Raw genomic sequence first — 19,005 nt, forward strand, 5'->3', positions numbered from 1 at the left:
CTACCATCATGACCCAGGCCTTGGGCGAGTTCATCGGCACCCTGGTCCTGGTGCTGCTCGGCGACGGGGTCGTCGCCGGCGTCAGCCTCAACAAGTCCAAGGCGCAAGGCGCCGGCTGGATCGCCATCACCCTCGGGTGGGGCCTGGCCGTGACGCTCGGCGTCTACTGCGCCGGGTTCCTCGGCCCCGCTCATCTCAACCCGGCCGTCACCCTCGCGTTCGCCGCAATCGGCAAGTTCAGCTGGGGCGGCGTGGTGCCGTTCATCATCGCCCAGATGCTCGGTGCGTTCGTCGGCGCCGCCTTGGTGTGGCTGCAGTACCTGCCGCACTGGGCGGCGACCAAGGACGAGGCCGCGATTCTCGGCACTTTTGCCACCGGCCCCGCCATTCGCCGGCCGCTGGCCAACCTGTTCAGTGAAATCCTCGGCACCGCGGTGCTGGTCTTCGGGCTGCTCGCCTTCACCAAGGGCCAGTGGACCGCCGGCCTCAACCCGATCGGCGTCGGCATCCTGATCACCGGCATCGGCCTGAGCCTGGGCGGCACCACCGGTTACGCGATCAACCCGGCGCGTGACCTCGGCCCCCGCCTGGCTCACGCGGTGTTGCCGATCGCCAACAAGGGTGACTCCGACTGGGGCTACGCCTGGGTGCCGGTGGTCGGCCCAATCATCGGCGGCGTCGTGGCGGCCCTGCTGTTTGCACTGATCTGAGCTCCCGCTCTCACCGCCCCACCGCTTGCGCTGAACTGAGTCTAAAAAATGGTTCCCCAGCGCCTCACGTGAGGCAACTGGGGAACCATTTTTGCTGTCAGTCGGTTTTCACCAAGTTGGCCGCCAGCTTCTGATACGCCAGGTACAGCGCGGTGAAGCGGTTGTCGTGCTTGGTCGACCAGGGCTTGGGCTGGCCGTCGAAGTGAAGAATCGCCGTGTGGGTCATCACCCAATGAATGTCTTGCTCGCCCTTGCTGCGCAGGAAGTACTTGGCGTAGCTTCGCGCGTCGTAGTTCCACCGCTCGTCCGGCACCTCCTGGATGTATTTGCCGTACAGGTGGTTGAGGATGTCTTGGTCCGGCAGCATCAAAAAATCGCCTTGGGTCTCAATCACGCGGCGGATGTCGGCCCAGCGGATCCGGGCCCGGGCCTGGTCGAGGTCGATCAAAAGCACCCCGGAGTTGAAGTAGGCGTGATCCGTGTTCAGCCGCAAGTTGTTGAACGGCGTGGTGACATCGACCAGGCCGGTGTGGGTCGCCGCCGCCAGCATCTGGCCGTGCAGGTCAAGCTGCCACAGCGGCGCCAGCGCGTTCAGGACCAAAATGTCCGGGTCGAGGTACAACACGCGGTGCAAGTCGGCCGGCAAAATGTCACCGGCCAGCAGGCGAAAATACATCTCCTTGGGGTAGCGGTCCTGCGTCGGGGCAGCGGCCCAGCGGCGGCCGTCGACGGCGACGGGGCGAAAGGACCAGCCAAAGTCCGCGGTGAGCCGGGCAACCGGCTCAAGCTGGGCGGCCGGAATCTCCGCATGAATCAACCACACCGTGACGGCCGCTGCCGGGTCGTTGGCGTGAAGCGAGGTCAAGGCGACCTTCAGCGGTTCCAGGTAGCCGGCGTCTAACGTGAATAACAGATCCAAATGCTTGTCCTCCTATGAATCGATTGGCTTGTCCCCGGCCTTGGCCGGGCACCGCCGGGCTGATTGGCCGGTCGACCGCGCCGCCGTTTCTGTCTCGAGAGACCGTCACCGCCGAGCGGCCGCGAACGTCCGGTAGGCGACCCGGTAGCGGTGTTGTGGCCGCGCGTTCACCAGGCCGTGAGCCGCGGCGAGGTACGTCGGCAACAGCGCCACCCCGCGGCCGCTGGCCACCGTCGCGATGATGCTGTCCCAATCGTCCAGCGTCGCGATTCGGGCCAGCTCGCTTTTGCAAACACGCAGCGTCCGGGCCCGAAACGGGCACAGCCGATCGGCGTTGACCAGAATTGGCAGCCGCGGCCAGTCCCCGCCCGGTACCGCCAGGAAGGCCGCCGGCAGGTGGGCCAGGGCCGTCTGCTCAAAACCGGCCGGCCGCACGTCGGCGTAGGTCACGATGGCGTCGACCGCGGCCGGCGTCAGCTCGCGCATCTGCGTCGACGTGAGGAGCCGAATGTCGGTCCGATCGATGGCGTAGCGGTTCTCCTGAACCACCAGCAGATTGTACAGGAGCTTGGACATCGCCAGCCGCGGCTTGCGGCCCGGCTCGCTCAGCGCCTGGCGAACCTGCGCCGTGGCCGCCTGCACGGTTTGCACATACGCGTAGAACCGCTCCCCGGCCGGCGTCGGCACGATCCCCTGGTAGCTGCGCGTGAACAGGGTGGCGCCGAACTCCCGCTCGATGGCCTGAAGCCGCGCCGTGATGTTCGACTGGGCGAACCCCATGGCCTGGGCCGTCAGGTTAATCGACCGCAGCTCGTGGAGCTGCCTGAACACCTCAAAGTCCTGTAATTGCATCGCGGCCTCCTATCACTATTTACGATAACCATAGCACAATTTGGTAATAGGCGCCAAGGGGTGATGGCGTTAAGCTGACCTTATCCAAAGGAGGAATCATCATGCCATACTTACGCGTTAGACTCGCCACCGCTTCTCACACCCCTGCCACCACCGCGAAGGTCGCCCAGGCGCTGACCCAGCTGGTCGTCACCAAGCTGGGCAAAAACGCCGCGGCGGCCGCCGTCGACATCCGGTACCGCGACCCGGCGAGCTGGTTCATCGGCGGCCAGGCGCTGACTGCCACCCACCAGAGCAGCTTTTTCGTCGAGGTCAAGGTCACGTCAGGCACCAACACCCGCGCCGACAAGGCCGCCTTCGTGCAGGCCGTGTTCGCCGCGATGCAGCGGCTGCTCGGCCCGATTGCCGCCACCAGCTACGTCGTCGTGACCGACGTCCCCGGTTCGGACTGGGGCTACGGCGGCAAGACCCAAAGCTTCCGCTACGAAACCGGCCAGTAACGGCCCAACGCGAACCCGCCTCGCGACCCTGCTGGGCCGCGAGGCGGGTTTGTGGTACATTGCGGTGCTGCGGCGTTCGCCGCGGCGGGGCCCCGGCCCTGCCACAAAAATTTTAATCTAATGGCTTGCTCTGGTCCTGCGCCAATGTTGTACACTGACCTCAACCGCTGCTATCGGCACAAGTTAGGGAGGCAACTATGGAATACACAACGTTAGGTCACACCGACATTCGCATCTCCAAGCTGTGCGTCGGTGCGATGAGCTTCGGCCAGGCTGGCACAATGCACGACTGGACGCTGGACGCGGCGCAGAGCCAGGCCGTCATCGCCCATGCGCTGGACCTGGGCATCAACTTTTTTGACACCGCCAACGTCTACTCCGCCGGCACCAGCGAGCAGTACCTCGGCGCGGCCATCAGGCAGCTGGTGCCGCGCGATCAAGTGGTCTTGGCCTCGAAGGTCTACTTCAACCCCGGCCGGCTATCCCGCGCGGCAATCAACCGCGAAATCGACGGTACCCTGAAGCGGCTGGGCACGGATTACCTGGACCTGTACATCATCCACCGCTTCGATTACAACACCCCGATTGAGGAGACGATGGCAGCCCTCAACGACCTGGTGGTGGCCGGCAAGGTGCGAGCCCTGGGGGCCTCCGCGATGTACGGCTACCAGTTTTACAACCTGCAGCTGGCCGCCAGAGACCACGGCTGGACGCCGTTCGTCGCGATGGAAAACCACTACAACCTGCTGTACCGCGAGGACGAACGCGAGCTGATTCCGCTGTGTAAGCAACTCGGCGTCTCGCTGATGCCTTACAGCCCGCTGGCGTCCGGCCGCCTCGCCCGGCCGAACTGGGACGCGAACACCAAGCGCAGCCAGTCGGACCGCGTCGCCGCCGGCAAGTACGACCACACCAAGGAAGCCGACTTGCGCATCGCGCAACGCGTCCACGAGCTGGCCACCAAGTACGACGCGACGATGGCGCAGATCAGCCTCGCCTGGCAGTGGGCCATGGGCGTGGCCGCGCCGATCGTCGGCGCCACCAAGGCCAAGTACCTCACCGACGCAACCGGCGCCTTCGCCGTGCAGCTGACGCCCGAAGACATCGCCTACCTTGAGGAAGCCTACCTGCCGCACAAGGTCGTCGGCGCAATCGATCACAACCCGGCGGCCGGCGTCGTGCTGCTGGACGCGGATTCCAAGGCGTAACCGCCCCACCCACCGCAAAAAGGAGCTGGCCATCACTCGGCCAGCTCCTTTTTGGACTGTGCAGCTCACGGTTTGACGCCTTAGAACGCTTCCCCGTCGGCAATCTTGGCCAAGAGGCTGCGGGACGGAATGAAGAACACCTCACCGCTGACCGGCGTCGAGAAGTCCAGCAGGCGATCGGACTTTTCGAACATCCCCTGCAGCATCCGCTTGGTCACCGTCCAGTGCCGGGCGTAGCCGATGAAGTAGGTCCCGTGCAGGCCCTCCGCGGGGTTGCTGAACGGCACGTTCATCCGCACAATCTTGTGCTCGACGCCGCCTTCGTTGTCCTGGGACACCACGTTGTGGGCATTGTGGGCCTTTTCGTCGTCCTCGAGCTCGACGTCGGTGAACTTCTTGCGGCCGATGGCGGCCTCCTGCTGCTCCGTTTTGAGCTTGTTCCACGCGTCCATGTCGTGGTGGTACTGCTGGGCAAAGGCGTAGGAACCGTTGATGAAGCGTTCGTCCTCGTCACCGATCACCGCGTAATCCGGCGTTTCCAGCGCCGTCGGGTTCTCGGTGCCATCGACGAAGCCGATGATGGCGCGGCCTTCGAAGTAGCGGAAGCCGTGGGTCTCGTCGAGCACGGTCACCTGGTTCTTGATGCGGTCCATCACCTGGCTCATCAGCTCGAACGGCACCGCCGAGTTCTTCGCCCGAATGTGGAAAAACAAATCGGCCGGGGTCGCCGGCGCGGTGTACTTGGGCCCGACCACCGGCGCGAATTCCTCAAGCTCCGCCGGCCGCGGCCCGGCCGGGAACAGGTAGTCCCAGGCCCGGCGCGACAGCCCGAAGGCGACGGCCAAGCCGGCCTCCGGGTAGCGGACGTTCAAAGACGATTCGAAGGCGGGCAGCCGCTCCGCGAGGTCTTGAATCATCGCCAAGTCGGCGTCGTGATCCTGTCGGTTCAGGTCCATGGTGGCAAAAATGATGTTGTCCCCGGCGTCCTTGTAGACGTCTTGGACATCTTTCAGGTCAATTGGCATTCGACACTCCTCCTTATTGATACCGATTCCATTATAGCGAACCGCGGACACTTTATCAAAGAACTTGGCCGATTGAATCACAGACTATTTATTTTCCGGGGACATGGCGAGCCGGCCTGCCGCGTTTTGACAAGCCCGACGCGCCCCGGTATGCTGAAACAAGTGAAAGCGAGGTGAACGTGATGACGACCTACGTCGGCTTCATCACATGCGCCACCGTAACTGGCAAAGGACGTTTTTCCGCAGACTAAATCTAAGGAGAAATCTTGTGAAAAACGTCCAAAAATCGGTTCCATCTGTCTTACTTCTAATTGCGCTGGTTGGCTTCCCCCAGATCAGCGAATCGATCTTCACCCCCGTGCTGCCCGCCCTGAGCGCGGCCATGGCGGTGTCCGCACGCACCAGCCAGCTGACCATGGGCAGCTACTTCGTCGGGTTCGCCGTCGGGGTCCTGTTCTGGGGACGGCTGTCCGATGGGATCGGGCGGCGTCCGGCAATGCTCTGGGGGCTGACCGTCTACCTGCTCGGCAACCTCGCGCTGTGGCTGGCGCCGGGCTTCGCGTGGCTCATGCTCGCGCGAGTGCTCCAGGCGTTCGGCGCCGCGGTCGGGTCGGTGATCACGCAGACCATCATGCGCGAATCCTTCGCCGGCGTTGACGGCGAGCGCGTTTTTGCTAAAATCAGCGCCGCCATGGCGTTGGCGCCCGCCCTTGGGCCCCTGCTCGGCGGCGCGCTGACGACCTACTGCGGCGGCTACCGCAGCGTGTTCATCGCCCTGATGGCGGTGGCCGGCTTGCTGTGGTGCTACATTCTGTGGCGCCTGCCAGAGACCCGCGTCACGCTGCCAACGCCCGCCCCCTGGCCCGCCGTCGCGGTGGCAATGCTGCGCAGTCCCCGGGTGTGGGGCTACTGCCTGTTGATCAGCGGCATCAACGGCATCCTGTTCAGCTACTACGCTGAGGCGCCGTACCTATTCGAGCGGCACTTCGGCCTGACCGCGGTGCAGTACGGCTGGCTGGGCCTTTTGATCGCCGCCTCCAGCATTCTCGGCGCCCTGATTACCAACTACGCCGCCGGCAAGCTCGCGCCCCGCGCGCTGATCACCGGTGGCCTGCTCGCGGCACTGCTGGGTGCCTGCGGGACGTGGGTGACCGCCGACCACCTGATCGCCTCGCTCTGTGCGATTTTCATCATGTTCGGCGGGCTTTACACTGCCTTGCCCCTCGTGCTCAACCGTGCCCTGATTGGCTTCGAGCCTGTCATCGGCACGGCTAGCGGACTGTTGAGCTTCGTCTACTACCTGCTGATCAGCGCGCTGACCATGCTGATGAGCGCGATGCACGACGGCAGTGTGCATGCCCTGCCGCGGTACGTGCTGCTGCTCTGCGGCGGCATGGTTGCGGCCGATTGGCTGCTGGTCAATCACCGGAAGCGGCGGTAGGAACCACGAACAAAGAAGCTGGGCATAAGTCGCACTTAGCCCAGAGTACAAAAGGCGGTCACCACGTGTTTCCCGAACTTAGGAAACGCGTGATGACCGCCTTTTGCGCGTGGGCGAAGACTCTCGGCCCGCGACTGCAATCTGAAATTCAGTCCAAGCGCTCTTGCGCTATAATGTAACTTATTATAGCTAATGTCGCTGGAGGAAACTTATGCACAAATCAAGCACGAGTGGCTTAGTCTTGGGGAGCCTGGCCGCGCTCGGCTGCGAAACCTTGTACGGATTGAGCTACATTTTCACCAAGTCGGCCACCGCCATTGCCAGTCCCTTGGCACTACTGGGGTGGCGTTTCTTAATTGCCTTCATCGTGATGACGCTCCTGATTGGCGGCGGCGTCATTCGCGTTGACTTCAAAGGTAAAAAGCTGCGCCCCTTGCTGCTAGTCGCCCTATTTGATCCCGTCTTATACTTCATCGGCGAGACTTTCGGGATTAGTCATACCACAGCCTCGGAAAGCGGGGTCTTCCTGGCTTGCATTCCCGTGGCTGCCTTGATTGCTTCGACGCTCATTTTACACAAGTATCCGACGCGACCACAGGTGATCGGGATTTTGATTACCTTGAGCGGTGTGATCGTGACCGTGATGGCCGCTGGGGCGAGTGCCAGCCTGTCGCTGGTCGGCTATGCGTTCTTGCTGTTGGCCACCATTACCTATGCGCTATACAGCGTCTACGTTGAAAAAGCCGCCGCTTACACCGGCATTGAAATCACCTATGTCATGCTGGTTGCCGGGGCGTTGGTGTTCGTCACCATGGCGGTGATCGAATCCATCACCCACGGCAACACGCAAGCGTTGATTAGCTTACCAGTGAAGCACATAGACTTCACGATTGCGGTCTTGTATCAAGGTATCGGCAGCTCGGTATTGGCCTTGTTCTTGTCGAACTTCGCGATTGCCAAGATTGGGGTCAACAAAACCGCCTCCTTCATCGGCATCTCTACGGTCGTGTCGATCGTCGCCGGCGTGTTGCTGCTCGGTGAGGCCTTTAGTCGCCTGCAGCTACTAGGCGCCGCCATTATTATCTGTGGCGTTTATACCGCCAACAACTCGTTCCACCGTAAACATCATGAAGTCCAAAAGCCTGAACACTGAATTAAGCCGGTGTTCAGGCTTCTTTAGACCTACATCCTGACATTATTGGGCCAGCATCGCAGCCGATCCTCCCATTTCGGTCAGCGTTGGTTCTTGTGCTGAACACCAATTAACCGCACCACCTGTGAGACGGGCTAGCGTAACAATCCGAACGACGGGTTTCCACACTCAGAAAAGCCCAACTGTGTTGGGGGTTCACCCTGCCCTTGGCCGGCAAAAAGCAACCAGATCATTGCCAATAATCATGAATGAATAGTCGTCGCCCTCTGGGTGTATTCAAGTTTGCTATTGGCGAGCGTATCCATCTCGATATTCTTTACCGTTGACCTCTTTCGGATTAAACATGGTATATTCCAGTTAACCGTTCAAGCATCTAACCACTTAACCAATATACCGATTGTGAGGAAAATAAATGCACATTTTTTCAAGAATCCGCCAGCTGGCTTTTAGCCTCGTCATGGGCCATTTGCCCGACAAGCAGCTGAAACTACAAGGACAAGATAGCTTGCTAAAAGTTCCTAGCCTACTTAAAGAAAAACAAATCAGTCGCATTCTTTTGGCAACGACCAAGGGCACAGTCCAGCGCGGCACCCTGGATCCCTTCCTAGAAGCCCTTAAAGCTAATGCAATCGCCGTCACCGTTTTTACGGATATCGTCCCAGATCCCACAACTGCTAACGCAGTCACAGGTACACACGCCTATGTAACCAATCAATGTGAGGCCATCGTCGCAATCGGCGGTGGTTCAGTGATTGACTGCGCGAAAATTGCCGGTGCCTTAGTCGTTAATCCAACCAAGTCGGTGGAACAGATTTCAGGTTTAATGCAAATTCGACATAAGACGCCGTTCTTCATCGCAGTGCCGACGACTGCAGGCACAGGCTCGGAAATCACCCCTGCGGCGGTCATCACCGAAGTCATTCATGACGAGCACTATAAACATCCAATCAACGATTTACACATCACGCCTGACGTTGCCGTTTTGGATCCGGTCTTAGCTCGCACAATGCCGCAAAAAATCACCGCCTATACTGGAATGGATGCACTATCGCACATCATTGAGGCGTATACGAACCGTTTTGCTCAACCTAAGACCAAGCAAGCCGCCTTGAAGGCCATGTCACTCATCTCACAGAACCTAGTCCAAACATACGATGACGGCGATGACCTGACGGCACGTGAAAATATGCTTGAGGCGTCTTATCTCGCAGGCTATGCCATCACGCATAATTTTGTCGGCTACATCCACGCGCTGTCACATGCGATTGGCGCGTTGTCTGGTCTACCACATGGCTACATCAATGCCATCCTGATGCCAGTCGTTTTAAGAAAATACGGTAAGGCCGCAGCCAGGCCGCTCGCGGAACTCGCTCAAGCGGCCGGCATCGGCCAACCGGGCGATGATCAAGCTCAGGCCACCGCCTTGATTCAATTCATTGAATCCTTAAATCAACACTTTAAGATTCCGAGCAGCCTAAACCAACTCAACGCCTTGGACATCGACGAAATTGCAACACGTGCCTATAATGAAGGCAACCCACTATATCCAGTTCCTGACATCTGGGATAAGACAGACTTTGTTTCAGTGTTACAGCAATTAAAGTAGGAGGCCGATATGCCACTGACACAACAACTAGAGGCCGAATTCCGCGCCAGCAGTCAGCTGCTCAACGCGATTGGCGATGAGCAACGCCAACATTTGATTTGTGCGATGTTAGAAGGTCAGTGCGGGGCACGCGTGATCGACATTGCCAAACAAACCAACCTGTCTCGCCCCGCCGTCTCTCATCATATGCAGATCTTAAAGAGTGCGGGCCTCGTCACCGCCCAAAAAGAAGGGACAAAAATCTACTACTACCTTAATCCCGATACCGCTGAATTAGCCAAAATTGGCCAACTCCTCGGCGATGTTCAAGCCGCCTTGGTCGCATACCGACAAGAAATTCAAGAGGCTGAAGCAGAGCGCTAGCAACAAATAACCCCCGTCGACGGCAATCGACGGGGGTTTTTCATTCACTGTGGTCCCTGCATGACAACACAATCAGCCGCCTCACTTGTGGTACGGGCTGGCGGGTCAATCGTTTCTGTGGTTAATCATCCTTGGATTAACCTAATTGGCGTTGACATCCCATAATCCGCCGAACGACTCAACTAGTTAGTTTGCTGCCCTTGATTTGAGAATCCACCTGATTAAATTCAAGACGTGAGTATGCACCTTCATTCCCGCAACCCAGACAATGGCTTCAATCCTCGACTGATGAACATTATCGCTTGACGAACACTGACATCAAAATCAGTTGAACAATCTGACGACAAGGCCAACGGAACGATATAACTGCACAACACACCGGTAATGAGTCGCAATATCTCAATCGACGGCCAATCTGGTAGTTGTCCGAGCAAACGATAGTGCTTAACCAGCGGTTCCCATACCGGCATGATAAACGTATCCAGCGTTGTTGTAAGCTTAGCCACAAATTCAGGGTGCTCAGTCAGTTGATCAATCAATAGTCGCAGACATTGCCGATTGCTCATCGCAAATTGAATGCGATCTGCCAATAGAACTTCAACCAACTGCTCAAACTGGTCATCGGCCGTCGACTTCATTTTTTCCGCGAATTCAGTGACAACTTTAGGAACAATTTGATCCACAAAAGGATCTAGGACTGCCTCCAACAGCGCATCTTTCGTCCGGTACTGCTTAGATACCGTCCCCTCCGCAACACCAGCAAGCCTCGCAATATCGTGCGTCGTCGTCCGTGCGTATCCTTTATATCTTGAGCACCGGGATAATCGACCAATCTTCAATTCGATGGCCCATAAGAGACACCTCCCGCATCAATTGTCTCTTTTGGCACACACGTATCAACATTGATTCTATCCCGCAGGCGATTTCACCGGTAAGCTGAGGTCATCAATTCATTGGAGGCCCCATCATGACTGAACAAATCAAGATCCACGTGCTGCACACCGGACTCGTTAAGGTCGACAAGGCATTGCCATTTCACGGCGTCTATCGCAATCCCCTAGCATTTACCGGACTATTTCGGACGGAAAAGAATCAAGTCACCCTGCCCGTCTCAAGTTACCTCATCGAACATCCTAAGGGCTTAGTTTTGGTCGATACTGGTTGGAACAAGCAAGTACGCCGCAGCAACTGGGCAGAACTCGGGCTCCAGGTGCAAATCAACACAGGCTATCTTCCCGCCGGATGGGCCATCGACGAACGCTTACAGGCGTTGGGCTATCGTCCCGAAGACCTCGATTATGTGCTGTTAAGCCACCTGCACTGTGACCACGTGAGCGGCCTCAAGCAGGTGACTCATGCCAAGCACATCCTCGTGTCCGAACCGGAATGGCGCGTCGCCAATCATTTGCCTTTGGTTTACCTACCCAGCGAGTGGCACGGCGTTGACGTTCAGACCTATCAGTACCAAGATACCGGCATTGGCCCCACCGGCGAAAGCTATGATGTTTTCGGCGACGGTAGCCTGCTTCAAGTACACACCGCTGGTCACGCAACGGGGATGTCGGCGACGCTGGTGCGCGGTGCGGAAGGTCGTTACGTGCTCCTCGCTGCGGACGTTGGCTACGCGAACCGGTCTTGGGAAGAAATGTTGACACCAGGCATCTGCACCAGCCGCAAAGCCGCCATTACCAGTCTCGGCTGGGTGCGCGACATGGCGCATGACGCGGATTGCATCGAGGCGTTAGCCAATCACGATCCTCATACCGACCCGCACCTGATCACGCTTCCGTATTGAGTATTGTAGTCACCAATTGGTTCATAAACCGCGAAATGGCTTCTGGTTCGCCGTGCTGCAGCGACCAACTGATGGCAGTCAGCGCAGTGGTTGAATATAGCTCAACCGCAAATGCCTGCGGGACGGCCAGGGTCAGCTTCGGCAACGTCGCTTGTGCATGGTGCGAAAGGCTCTCAAGATAGCGCTGAGTGAGGTCGCCTGCTTGTTCATGCACCTCAAGCAACTGGATAATCGCTGGCGCGTCATCTTTGAGTCGTTGATACAACACCAACAATGGCCCGTCTTGCCTCATCTCCGCCACCCGCTCATCTAACAGCCGATTGAATGTGTCGGCTCGCTGCGTCACCATCTGCTCAAGGAGTGCATATTTATCGGCATAATGGTGATAGAAGGTGCTGCGCCCCACCATCGCTGCAGTACAAATATCATTGACCGTTACTTGCGCAAATCGCTGATCGGCGAGGGTTGCAATTAAACCTGCTTGAATATCGCGTTGAGTTTTGAATTCGCGTAAATCCGTCATCAGATTTCCCCCCTTCTGACGTTTGACCTAACACGGCCAAACGTCTGAACCGTTTCATTTGTGGTACGGACTCCCGATGTTGATCATGAACGCCCGGTAAATCTGCTCGGTCAACACCAGCCGCATCAGCTGATGGGGCATCGTCAGCTTGCCGAAGCTCAGCGTGTTGTTGGCGCGGTGCATCACCTCAGGCGACAGGCCGAGCGACCCGCCGATGACGAAGGTGATGTCCGAGTGGCCGTACGTGGTGAGGTCTGCAATTTCCTTGGCGAAGGCCTCGGAGCTGCGCTGCTTGCCCTCGATAGCCAGGGCGATCACCCACTCCTTGTCCTGGATTTTGCCCAGGATGCGCTCGCCTTCGACCTGCTTGACCTGGGCCATCTCGGCCTCAGACAGCGACTCCGGCGCCTTTTCGTCCGGCACCTCGACCAGCTTGAACTTGGCGAACTTGCTTAGGCGCTTGGCGTATTCGGCGATGCCGTCCTTGAAGTACTTCTCCTTGAGCTTGCCGACCGCCACGATTTTGATGTTCAACAGACCACTCCCTTTGCCCTGATTATAACAAAAAAGGCCCCGCCGCTTTTCACTAAAAGCGGTGGGACCCCATTGTCTGGTTAGGCCTGGTAGCGGGAAACGCCGTTCAGGTAAGTTTCGGCCAGGCTCATGTCCTTGTTCAGGACCAGGAAGTCGGCGTCGCGGCCCGGCAGGATGCTGCCGCACTTGTCGTCGATCTTCGAGGACTTGGCTGGCACGTAGGAGCCCATCATGATGGCCTCTTCCGGCGTGTTGTTGTTCCAGTCCACGACGTTCTTGATCGCGTCGTTGAGCTTCAGGATGGAGCCGGCGAGGTTGCCGCCGTTCTTGAGACGGGCGGTGCCGTCCTTAACGATGACCGGGAACTCGCCGAGCATGTAGTCGCCTTCAGGCATCAGGCCGGCGGACATGCAGTCGGTGATCAAGGCGATGTGCTCTGGGGTCTTCTCGCGGATCAGGGAGGCCGCGACTTCTGGACGGACGTGGTGGCCGTCGCAGATCAGCTCGTCGTCGACGATGTTCAAGAACATGGCGGCGCCGACCATGCCGGGTTCGCGGTGGGACAGCCCGGACATGCCGTTGAAGGTGTGGCAGAACACGGTGGCCCCGGCTTCGATGCAGGCCTTGGCCTGTTCGAAGGTCGCGCTACTGTGGCCCAGGGCAACGGCCTTGCCGTCCTGGCTCATGTGCTTGGTGAATTCAACGGCGCCGTCGCGTTCCGGTGCCAGGGCCATTTTCTGCAGCAGGCCCTTGGCGCTCTTTTGCCACTCGTCGTACTCTTCAATCGATGGGTCGCGGAAGTACTTCGGGTTCTGGGCGCCCTTGTGCTCCTCGGTGAAGTACGGGCCTTCGAAGTAAATGCCCTGGATCTTCGCGCCGGTTTCCTCACCGGCGTGGTCGCCAATGGTCTTGCAGACGGCGTTGAGCTGGTCGAACGGGCCGGTCAGCGTGGTCGGCAGCCAGCTGGTGACACCGGTCTTGAGCAGGCCCTCGGACATCGCGTTGATGCCTTCCCAGTCGTTGTCCATGACGTCGTGGCCAAGCGAGCCGTGAATGTGCGTGTCAACCAGGCCAGGGGCGATCCACTGGTTGCCGTAATCCTTGATCTCCCCCTCCGGCTTCTGCCCGTAAGACGGGATGAAATCGCCGAACTTGCCCTCATCGGTGACCTCAAGCCAGCCGTCGTTTTCGGTGGTGTTCTTCAGGAAAAACTTCGCAGCATGAATGTAGTAGCTCATCACATGATCTCCTTATCATCGTTGTTATCCGTTGCCAACACCAGTGTAGCACAACCCCGGGTATTGGTCTAGGCCAACGCCCGGTTAATCCAAAATCGCACGTCCCGCAACAGGACCACTCGCCTCGCGGCTGGGGCCACGGTTCCCGCGTGGCTGTGAGGGTCGGGCCACCGCCGCAAGCAAAAACCGCCGCGATTGGCGGCGGCCGCGCCGAAGCCACCGGACTCGGTGAATCCGGTGGCCTCGGCCTGATTCGGTTACGTTCCTGACTTCTACTGACCGTGGTGGTGCCATTGCACCCAGCGGTTCCGGTCATCCGCGCGGCTAACTCGCTTGGGAGTGGCGGTGGCCGGCCTGCAGCCGGTGGGGTGGTGCGAATCCGGGTCCCTGGTTTCCCCTCGCTTGATTCCGGGGTTGCACTAAAACTCTCGAGCTCAAAGCCGTGTGGCAATACACTGCGGCTTGGCATGGGTGGGGGCTGCGGTGCGAGCCGCAGGATGTGCCCCGCGCGGTGGATAACAAAGCAGCTGTGGCCTTTTGCTGCCTCCCCGTGCAAGAATAATCATTCGGGCATATCTTAACACCATACCAATTTGTCGTCAAGCAATGTGACTCGCGCCAGCGGCCGATGTTTTTAAGAAGGCCGCGGTCCTGATGTGGTATGCTGGAGGCACAGTCAAGGAGGCAACCCATGTACAAAATGATCGTGAGCGACCTGGACGAAAGCCTGCTGCAAGACGACGGCCAAGTCTCCCAACAAGATATCGCCACCATTCACCGGCTGGGGCAGGCCGGCGTCAAGTTCGTGCCCAACACCGGCCGCGGCTTCGCGTCGGTGCAGCCGCTGCTGCAAACGCTTGGCCTGGCCGGAATCGCCGGGCAGTACGTGATCTCGTACAACGGCGGGGCAATCGTCGACAACGCCGAAAACCAGATTTTGATCGCCCATGCGCTGGACAGCGCGGTGGCCGACGCCATCTACCGCCTGGCGATGGCCAGCGGCGCGTTTTGTGCCCACATCTACACCATGCACCACGTCTACGTGGTCAACGCCAACCCGGACGAACGTGCCTACCTGAAGAACCGCGGCGTCGCCTACACCGAGCTGGCCGCCGCCGACCTCAGCGCGTTTGCCGACCGCCGCATCGCCAAGGTGATTTTCGAAAATCGCGACCTGACGCGCCGCGCCGCCTTGAAGGACGCGGTGGCCAAGGCGATTGAGACGCCGCTGACGGTCACCTACTCATCCAACCGCTACGTGGAGTTCAACCCCGCCGGCATCGACAAGGGCGACGCGGCGCTGGCGCTGGGTCGGCGCATCGGCATCGCCCAAGACGAGATCATCGCGCTGGGCGACAACTCCAACGACTTGAGCATGCTGGCCAAGGTCGGCCTGGGCGTCGCGGTGCAAAACGCGATCCCCGCGGCCAAGCAGGCGGCCGGCCTGGTGCTGGACGCGACCAACAACGACTCGCCGGTCACCGAGATTGCGGCCCGGCTGTTCCCGGATTTGGCGTAGGTCGCGCCGACAAGTCGGACGGCGACCGGACGGACCACTGGTGACGGCGCCGGCCGAGGCGGCGAAACGCGTAGGGCTCCCGTCGCCCGTTCCGGTCTCAAGACCCGCCCTCGCCGCACCCAGCACCACCGGAGTCCGGACGCGCCGGCCGGCTGGGCGGCCACGGTGCTGGCTTGGCCGCGGCCGTAACCAAAAGTTAAGCAAGCCAAGTTTTTCTTGAGGAAATCCTCACGCTTTGGTCACAGATGCCGGGTAAGCTATTAGACATAGAGATGAAACAACCTCTCTCCTCCAAAGCAAACCCCAAGCGTCCCCCCCGGCGCCACGAAGGCCCGATGCGCAGCTGCGCATCGGGCCTTCGTTCGCCTCACTCTAGCGTATTCAGCCACGCCACCAGCTGCTTGGCAATCCAGCGCTGCTGCGCTGCATTGCTCACCGTCGCCGCCTGGTCGCCGGCCTGCTTGCCGTAAGCGCCGAACCCGGCGTGGTTGCCGCCGGCCAGGCGGCGGTAGCTGGTCGCCTTGGGCAAGTTGGCCTTGGCCTTCTTGTAGGCCGCCCAGTCCAGCACCCCGTCGCGGCTGCCGGTCAAGGAGATGACCGGCACCGCCTTCAAGGCCCCCTTGGCGTCGGGGTAGCTGGCCAGGAAAAACACCCCGGCCAACCCGCGCGAATGCGCCTTTGCATAGCGGCTGGCCATCACGCCGCCCAGCGAGTGGCCGCCGATCACGTAGCGGGTGCCGGGCTTCACCACCCGGGCGGCCCGGTTGGCGCCAAGCACCGCCAGGTCGTAGGGAAAGCTGACGATGGCGACGCGGTAGCCGGCCGTCGCGACCCGCTTGGCCCAGATGCTGTAGGCGCCGGGGTCAACGAAGGCACCGGGGTACACCACCACCGTCAGCTTGGCGTCCTTGGGGCCGAAGAACAGCGTCCCGGCGGTCGTGGTCGCCGCTTTTTGCGCGACTCGGGCCGCGGCCGTCGGGGCGTGTTCCTGGCGGGTCAGCACCACGTGGCCGATGCCGGCCAAAAGGACCAGCGCCACCACGAAGCTGAGTAACAGCCGTTGCCATTTTCTCATCGAATCACCTCTTAGGTAGCATACCACGCGTGAACGGCTTACAATAGAAGCATCATTCAGAAAAGAGTTGAGCGAATTGACCAAACGCATCAAAGGTTCCTGCACCACCATTCTCGTCGGCAAGAAGGCCAGCCTCGACGGGTCGACCATCATCGCGCGTAACGAAGACGGCAACGCCCCACTGCACCCGCAGAAGTTCGTGCTGGTGACCCCGGACAAGCAGCCGCGCCACTACCAAAGCGTCCTGAGCACCTTCAACCTCGACCTGCCGGACAACCCGCTGGCTTACACAGCCACCCCGGAGGCCGTTGACGGTCACGGCTTGTGGGCCGCCGCCGGCATCAACAGCGAGAACGTCGCGATGACCTCGACGGAAACCATCACCACCAACAGCCGGATCCTGGGCATCGACCCGCTGGTTGAAGAGGGCCTGGGCGAAGAGGACATGCCGACCATCACGCTGCCTTACATCCACAGTGCTCGCGAAGGCGTTGAACGCCTCGGGACACTTTTGACCCAGTACGGCACCTACGAGACCAACGGCATCTGCTTTGCCGACAAGGATGAGGTCTGGTACTTCGAAAGCATCGCCGGCCACCACTGGGCCGCCGTTCGCATCCCCGACGACGCCTACGTGGTTGCCCCGAACCGCTTCAACATCACGGACTTCGACTTCGATTCCGCAGACACCCTGTGCTCGGCCGACCTGAAGGCCTTGGTCGACGACAACCAGCTGAACCCGGATCCGGCAGGCTACAACCTCCGCCACATTTTCGGCTCGGCCTCCTTCAAGGACACCCGCTACAACAACCCCCGGGCCTGGTACGGCCAAAAGTACTTCAACCCCGAGTTCGACACCACCCCAATCGACCAGGACCTGCCGTTCATCTGCCGGACCGACCACAAGATCTCGATTGAAGACGTCAAGCTGGTGCTGTCCTCCCACTACCAAAACACGCCTTACGACGTCTACGGCGGCCAGGGCACAGCCGAGGAGAAAAAGCGGTTCCGCCCGATCGGCATCAACCGCAACCAGGAGCTGCACATCCTGCAGATCCGCAACAACGTGCCGGCCGCAATCGCCGGCATCCACTGGCTGGCGTTCGGGCCGAACACCTTCAACGCGGTGATTCCGTTTTACGCCAACGTCAACGACACCCCGGCGACCTACCGCGACACCACGGCCGAGTTCGACCCGACCAAGATGTACTGGCTGTCCAACCTGATGGCGACCTTCGGCGACACCGACTTCACGCTGTTCGAGGACCAAGAGAACGTCTTCGAGGAGAACACCGTGGCCGCTTGCCGCTACCTGCAGCGCCAGACCGACGCGGCGGCCGCAACGCAGGCGGATCTGAAGGCCTACCTGACCGAGGCCAACGCCAAAATGGCCGACATCTCCTTCAAAAACAGCAACAAGCTGCTGGGCCAGATGGTCGAGCTCGCCGCCCCACGGATGGCCCTGCAGTTCACGCTGCACGACTAAACCCAGGGCGGAGCAAGGCGCACTTAGCGGGACACATAACGTAGGGTCGGCGCTTGAAGCGTTCTTTGCTTCGAGTGCCGGCCCTAGTTATGTGCTCCCGCGTTGCCTTGCGTAGCCCAACGATCCAGGGCGGAGCAAGGCGGGTTTAGCGGGACGGCTAGCGTAGGGTTGGTGCTTGAGGCCTGTACTTGGCCTCGAGTGCCGGCCCTAGCTAGCCGCTCCCGCGTTGCCTGGCGGAACCCGACGATCCAGGGCGGAGCAAGGCGCACTTAGCGGGACACATAACGTAGGGTCGGCGCTTGAAGCGTTCTTTGCTTCGAGTGCCGGCCCTAGTTATGTGCTCCCGCGTTGCCTGGCGTAGCCCGACGAACTAGGGCGGAGAAGCGCGGGCTTAGCGGATCGAATAGCCTAGCGCTAGCGATGAGGCGGGTTTTGCCTCAACGCTAGTGCGTAGCTAGTCGCATCCGCGTTGCGCTTCGTAGCCCGACGATCCAGGGCGAAGCAATGCGGGGTTAGCGGGACGGCTAGCTTAGGGTTGGCGCTTGAGGCCTGCACTTGGCCTCGAGTGCCGGCCCTAGCTAGCCGTTCCCGCGTTGCCTGGCGTAGCCCGACGACCCAGGGCGGAGAAGCGCGGGTTTAGCGGGACGGCTAGCGTAGGGTTGGCGCTTGAGGCCTGCATTTGGCCTCGAGTGCCGGCCCTAGCTAGCCGTTCCCGCGTTGCCTGGCGTAGCCCGACGGCCCAGGCAAAACGCTTTTTTCGCCGTAAAACCGCGTCAGATTAGGATTCACTTTCAAAAGGTTGACGCCTACAATTCAACCCGGCATACTAGAAACACGAGATCAAGTCCGGAGGGCCCTAGGAGTAGGTGCTGGACTAGCAAAACCGTGATCGTCAACGCCATAGATGCGTTGATTGACGCGGTTTTTGTTTGCCCTCACCACGCCAAAACGCGCCTGCCACCGGCAGACGCGTTCGCGCCTCACGCGCTTAGTCACGGCTTGCGGCCGCGCAGGAACCGCACGACGGTCAGCGCCAGGCCGGCGACTGCGACCACCGC

18 protein-coding genes are annotated in these 19,005 nt (G+C 60.1%); 10 read left to right on the forward strand and 8 right to left on the reverse strand.

Annotated features, from left to right (window positions below; all coding sequences use genetic code 11):
• Positions 1-5 precede the first annotated feature (5 nt).
• Positions 6-710 carry an MIP/aquaporin family protein gene (locus NUH19_RS11550; RefSeq protein WP_262316739.1) on the forward strand — a complete coding sequence of 235 codons (705 nt, stop codon included), beginning with the start codon at positions 6-8 and terminating at the stop codon, positions 708-710.
• A gap of 97 nt (positions 711-807) precedes the next feature.
• Here NUH19_RS11550 and NUH19_RS11555 read toward each other — a convergent pair whose 3' ends face one another.
• Both NUH19_RS11555 and NUH19_RS11560 read right to left on the reverse strand, forming a co-directional pair.
• Positions 808-1,629, reverse strand: a complete 822-nt coding sequence (locus NUH19_RS11555) for a glycosyltransferase family 8 protein (protein ID WP_262316709.1) — start codon at positions 1,627-1,629, stop codon at positions 808-810.
• A gap of 105 nt (positions 1,630-1,734) precedes the next feature.
• The gene (locus NUH19_RS11560; protein WP_262316710.1) at positions 1,735-2,481 is read right to left on the reverse strand and encodes a LysR family transcriptional regulator; all 747 of its coding nucleotides are present in this window, start codon (positions 2,479-2,481) and stop codon (positions 1,735-1,737) included.
• Positions 2,482-2,582: 101 nt separating this feature from the next.
• On the opposite strand from NUH19_RS11560, the gene NUH19_RS11565 reads away from it, so the two are divergent.
• Both NUH19_RS11565 and NUH19_RS11570 read left to right on the forward strand, forming a co-directional pair.
• On the forward strand, positions 2,583-2,981 hold the full coding sequence (locus NUH19_RS11565) for a tautomerase family protein (protein ID WP_262316711.1): 399 nt from the start codon (positions 2,583-2,585) through the stop codon (positions 2,979-2,981).
• A gap of 197 nt (positions 2,982-3,178) precedes the next feature.
• A complete protein-coding gene (locus NUH19_RS11570; RefSeq protein ID WP_262316712.1) occupies positions 3,179-4,189 on the forward strand; it encodes an aldo/keto reductase in 1,011 nt (336 codons plus the stop codon).
• Positions 4,190-4,269: 80 nt separating this feature from the next.
• Here the strand turns inward: NUH19_RS11570 and NUH19_RS11575 are convergent, their stop codons facing one another.
• Positions 4,270-5,214: a Dyp-type peroxidase gene (locus NUH19_RS11575; RefSeq protein WP_262316713.1), complete on the reverse strand. Its 945-nt coding sequence runs from the start codon at positions 5,212-5,214 to the stop codon at positions 4,270-4,272.
• Between the two features lie 268 nt (positions 5,215-5,482).
• On the opposite strand from NUH19_RS11575, the gene NUH19_RS11580 reads away from it, so the two are divergent.
• The 4 genes from NUH19_RS11580 to NUH19_RS11595 all read left to right on the forward strand — a co-directional run bounded on the left by NUH19_RS11580 (position 5,483) and on the right by NUH19_RS11595 (position 9,777).
• Entirely contained in the window at positions 5,483-6,655 is a 1,173-nt protein-coding gene (locus tag NUH19_RS11580; RefSeq protein WP_262316714.1) for a multidrug effflux MFS transporter, read from the forward strand.
• A gap of 211 nt (positions 6,656-6,866) precedes the next feature.
• Positions 6,867-7,808 carry a DMT family transporter gene (locus tag NUH19_RS11585; protein WP_262316715.1) on the forward strand — a complete coding sequence of 314 codons (942 nt, stop codon included), beginning with the start codon at positions 6,867-6,869 and terminating at the stop codon, positions 7,806-7,808.
• A gap of 412 nt (positions 7,809-8,220) precedes the next feature.
• Positions 8,221-9,414 carry an iron-containing alcohol dehydrogenase gene (locus NUH19_RS11590; RefSeq protein WP_262316716.1) on the forward strand — a complete coding sequence of 398 codons (1,194 nt, stop codon included), beginning with the start codon at positions 8,221-8,223 and terminating at the stop codon, positions 9,412-9,414.
• A gap of 9 nt (positions 9,415-9,423) precedes the next feature.
• Positions 9,424-9,777 (forward strand): ArsR/SmtB family transcription factor, encoded by a 354-nt coding sequence (locus tag NUH19_RS11595; RefSeq protein ID WP_262316717.1) that lies wholly within the window; start codon positions 9,424-9,426, stop codon positions 9,775-9,777.
• A gap of 248 nt (positions 9,778-10,025) precedes the next feature.
• Here the strand turns inward: NUH19_RS11595 and NUH19_RS11600 are convergent, their stop codons facing one another.
• Positions 10,026-10,616 (reverse strand): TetR/AcrR family transcriptional regulator, encoded by a 591-nt coding sequence (locus tag NUH19_RS11600; RefSeq protein WP_262316718.1) that lies wholly within the window; start codon positions 10,614-10,616, stop codon positions 10,026-10,028.
• Between the two features lie 128 nt (positions 10,617-10,744).
• Here NUH19_RS11600 and NUH19_RS11605 point away from each other — a divergent pair, with 128 nt between their 5' ends.
• Positions 10,745-11,572, forward strand: coding sequence for an N-acyl homoserine lactonase family protein (locus NUH19_RS11605; protein WP_262316719.1), 828 nt, complete (start codon positions 10,745-10,747; stop codon positions 11,570-11,572).
• Here NUH19_RS11605 and NUH19_RS11610 read toward each other — a convergent pair.
• The 3 genes from NUH19_RS11610 to nagA all read right to left on the reverse strand — a co-directional run bounded on the left by NUH19_RS11610 (position 11,556) and on the right by nagA (position 13,867).
• The gene (locus tag NUH19_RS11610; RefSeq protein WP_262316720.1) at positions 11,556-12,095 is read right to left on the reverse strand and encodes a TetR/AcrR family transcriptional regulator; all 540 of its coding nucleotides are present in this window, start codon (positions 12,093-12,095) and stop codon (positions 11,556-11,558) included. The genes NUH19_RS11605 and NUH19_RS11610 overlap by 17 nt on opposite strands.
• Positions 12,096-12,149: 54 nt before the next feature.
• Positions 12,150-12,629 (reverse strand): 23S rRNA (pseudouridine(1915)-N(3))-methyltransferase RlmH, encoded by a 480-nt coding sequence (rlmH, locus tag NUH19_RS11615; protein ID WP_262316721.1) that lies wholly within the window; start codon positions 12,627-12,629, stop codon positions 12,150-12,152.
• An 80-nt stretch (positions 12,630-12,709) separates the two neighbouring features.
• Complete coding sequence (nagA, locus tag NUH19_RS11620; RefSeq protein WP_262316722.1) at positions 12,710-13,867, reverse strand: N-acetylglucosamine-6-phosphate deacetylase; 1,158 nt, start codon at positions 13,865-13,867, stop codon at positions 12,710-12,712.
• A gap of 691 nt (positions 13,868-14,558) precedes the next feature.
• Here nagA and NUH19_RS11625 point away from each other — a divergent pair.
• A complete protein-coding gene (locus NUH19_RS11625) occupies positions 14,559-15,386 on the forward strand; it encodes a Cof-type HAD-IIB family hydrolase (protein WP_262316723.1) in 828 nt (275 codons plus the stop codon).
• Positions 15,387-15,753: 367 nt separating this feature from the next.
• On the opposite strand, the gene NUH19_RS11630 is transcribed toward NUH19_RS11625, so the two are convergent.
• Complete coding sequence (locus tag NUH19_RS11630; RefSeq protein ID WP_262316724.1) at positions 15,754-16,461, reverse strand: alpha/beta hydrolase; 708 nt, start codon at positions 16,459-16,461, stop codon at positions 15,754-15,756.
• Positions 16,462-16,537: 76 nt separating this feature from the next.
• Here NUH19_RS11630 and NUH19_RS11635 point away from each other — a divergent pair, with 76 nt between their 5' ends.
• Positions 16,538-17,947, forward strand: a complete 1,410-nt coding sequence (locus NUH19_RS11635) for a C69 family dipeptidase (protein WP_262316725.1) — start codon at positions 16,538-16,540, stop codon at positions 17,945-17,947.
• Positions 17,948-19,005: the final 1,058 nt, after the last annotated feature.

It is taken from the genome of Lacticaseibacillus parakribbianus, assembly GCF_025490915.1.
In the GTDB taxonomy this organism is placed as follows: Bacteria; Bacillota; Bacilli; order Lactobacillales; family Lactobacillaceae; genus Lacticaseibacillus; species Lacticaseibacillus parakribbianus.

Bases quoted from the DNA above. Each gene is read 5' to 3' on its own strand.
- NUH19_RS11585 (WP_262316715.1), top strand. From the start codon at position 6,867: ATGCACAAATCAAGCACGAGTGGCTTAGTCTTGGGGAGCCTGGCCGCG.
- NUH19_RS11565 (WP_262316711.1), top strand. From the start codon at position 2,583: ATGCCATACTTACGCGTTAGACTCGCCACCGCTTCTCACACCCCTGCC.
- NUH19_RS11560 (WP_262316710.1), bottom strand. From the start codon at position 2,481: ATGCAATTACAGGACTTTGAGGTGTTCAGGCAGCTCCACGAGCTGCGG.
- NUH19_RS11630 (WP_262316724.1), bottom strand. From the start codon at position 16,461: ATGAGAAAATGGCAACGGCTGTTACTCAGCTTCGTGGTGGCGCTGGTC.
- NUH19_RS11610 (WP_262316720.1), bottom strand. From the start codon at position 12,095: ATGACGGATTTACGCGAATTCAAAACTCAACGCGATATTCAAGCAGGT.
- NUH19_RS11605 (WP_262316719.1), top strand. From the start codon at position 10,745: ATGACTGAACAAATCAAGATCCACGTGCTGCACACCGGACTCGTTAAG.
- nagA (WP_262316722.1), bottom strand. From the start codon at position 13,867: ATGAGCTACTACATTCATGCTGCGAAGTTTTTCCTGAAGAACACCACC.
- NUH19_RS11595 (WP_262316717.1), top strand. From the start codon at position 9,424: ATGCCACTGACACAACAACTAGAGGCCGAATTCCGCGCCAGCAGTCAG.
- NUH19_RS11590 (WP_262316716.1), top strand. From the start codon at position 8,221: ATGCACATTTTTTCAAGAATCCGCCAGCTGGCTTTTAGCCTCGTCATG.
- NUH19_RS11575 (WP_262316713.1), bottom strand. From the start codon at position 5,214: ATGCCAATTGACCTGAAAGATGTCCAAGACGTCTACAAGGACGCCGGG.
- NUH19_RS11570 (WP_262316712.1), top strand. From the start codon at position 3,179: ATGGAATACACAACGTTAGGTCACACCGACATTCGCATCTCCAAGCTG.
- NUH19_RS11625 (WP_262316723.1), top strand. From the start codon at position 14,559: ATGTACAAAATGATCGTGAGCGACCTGGACGAAAGCCTGCTGCAAGAC.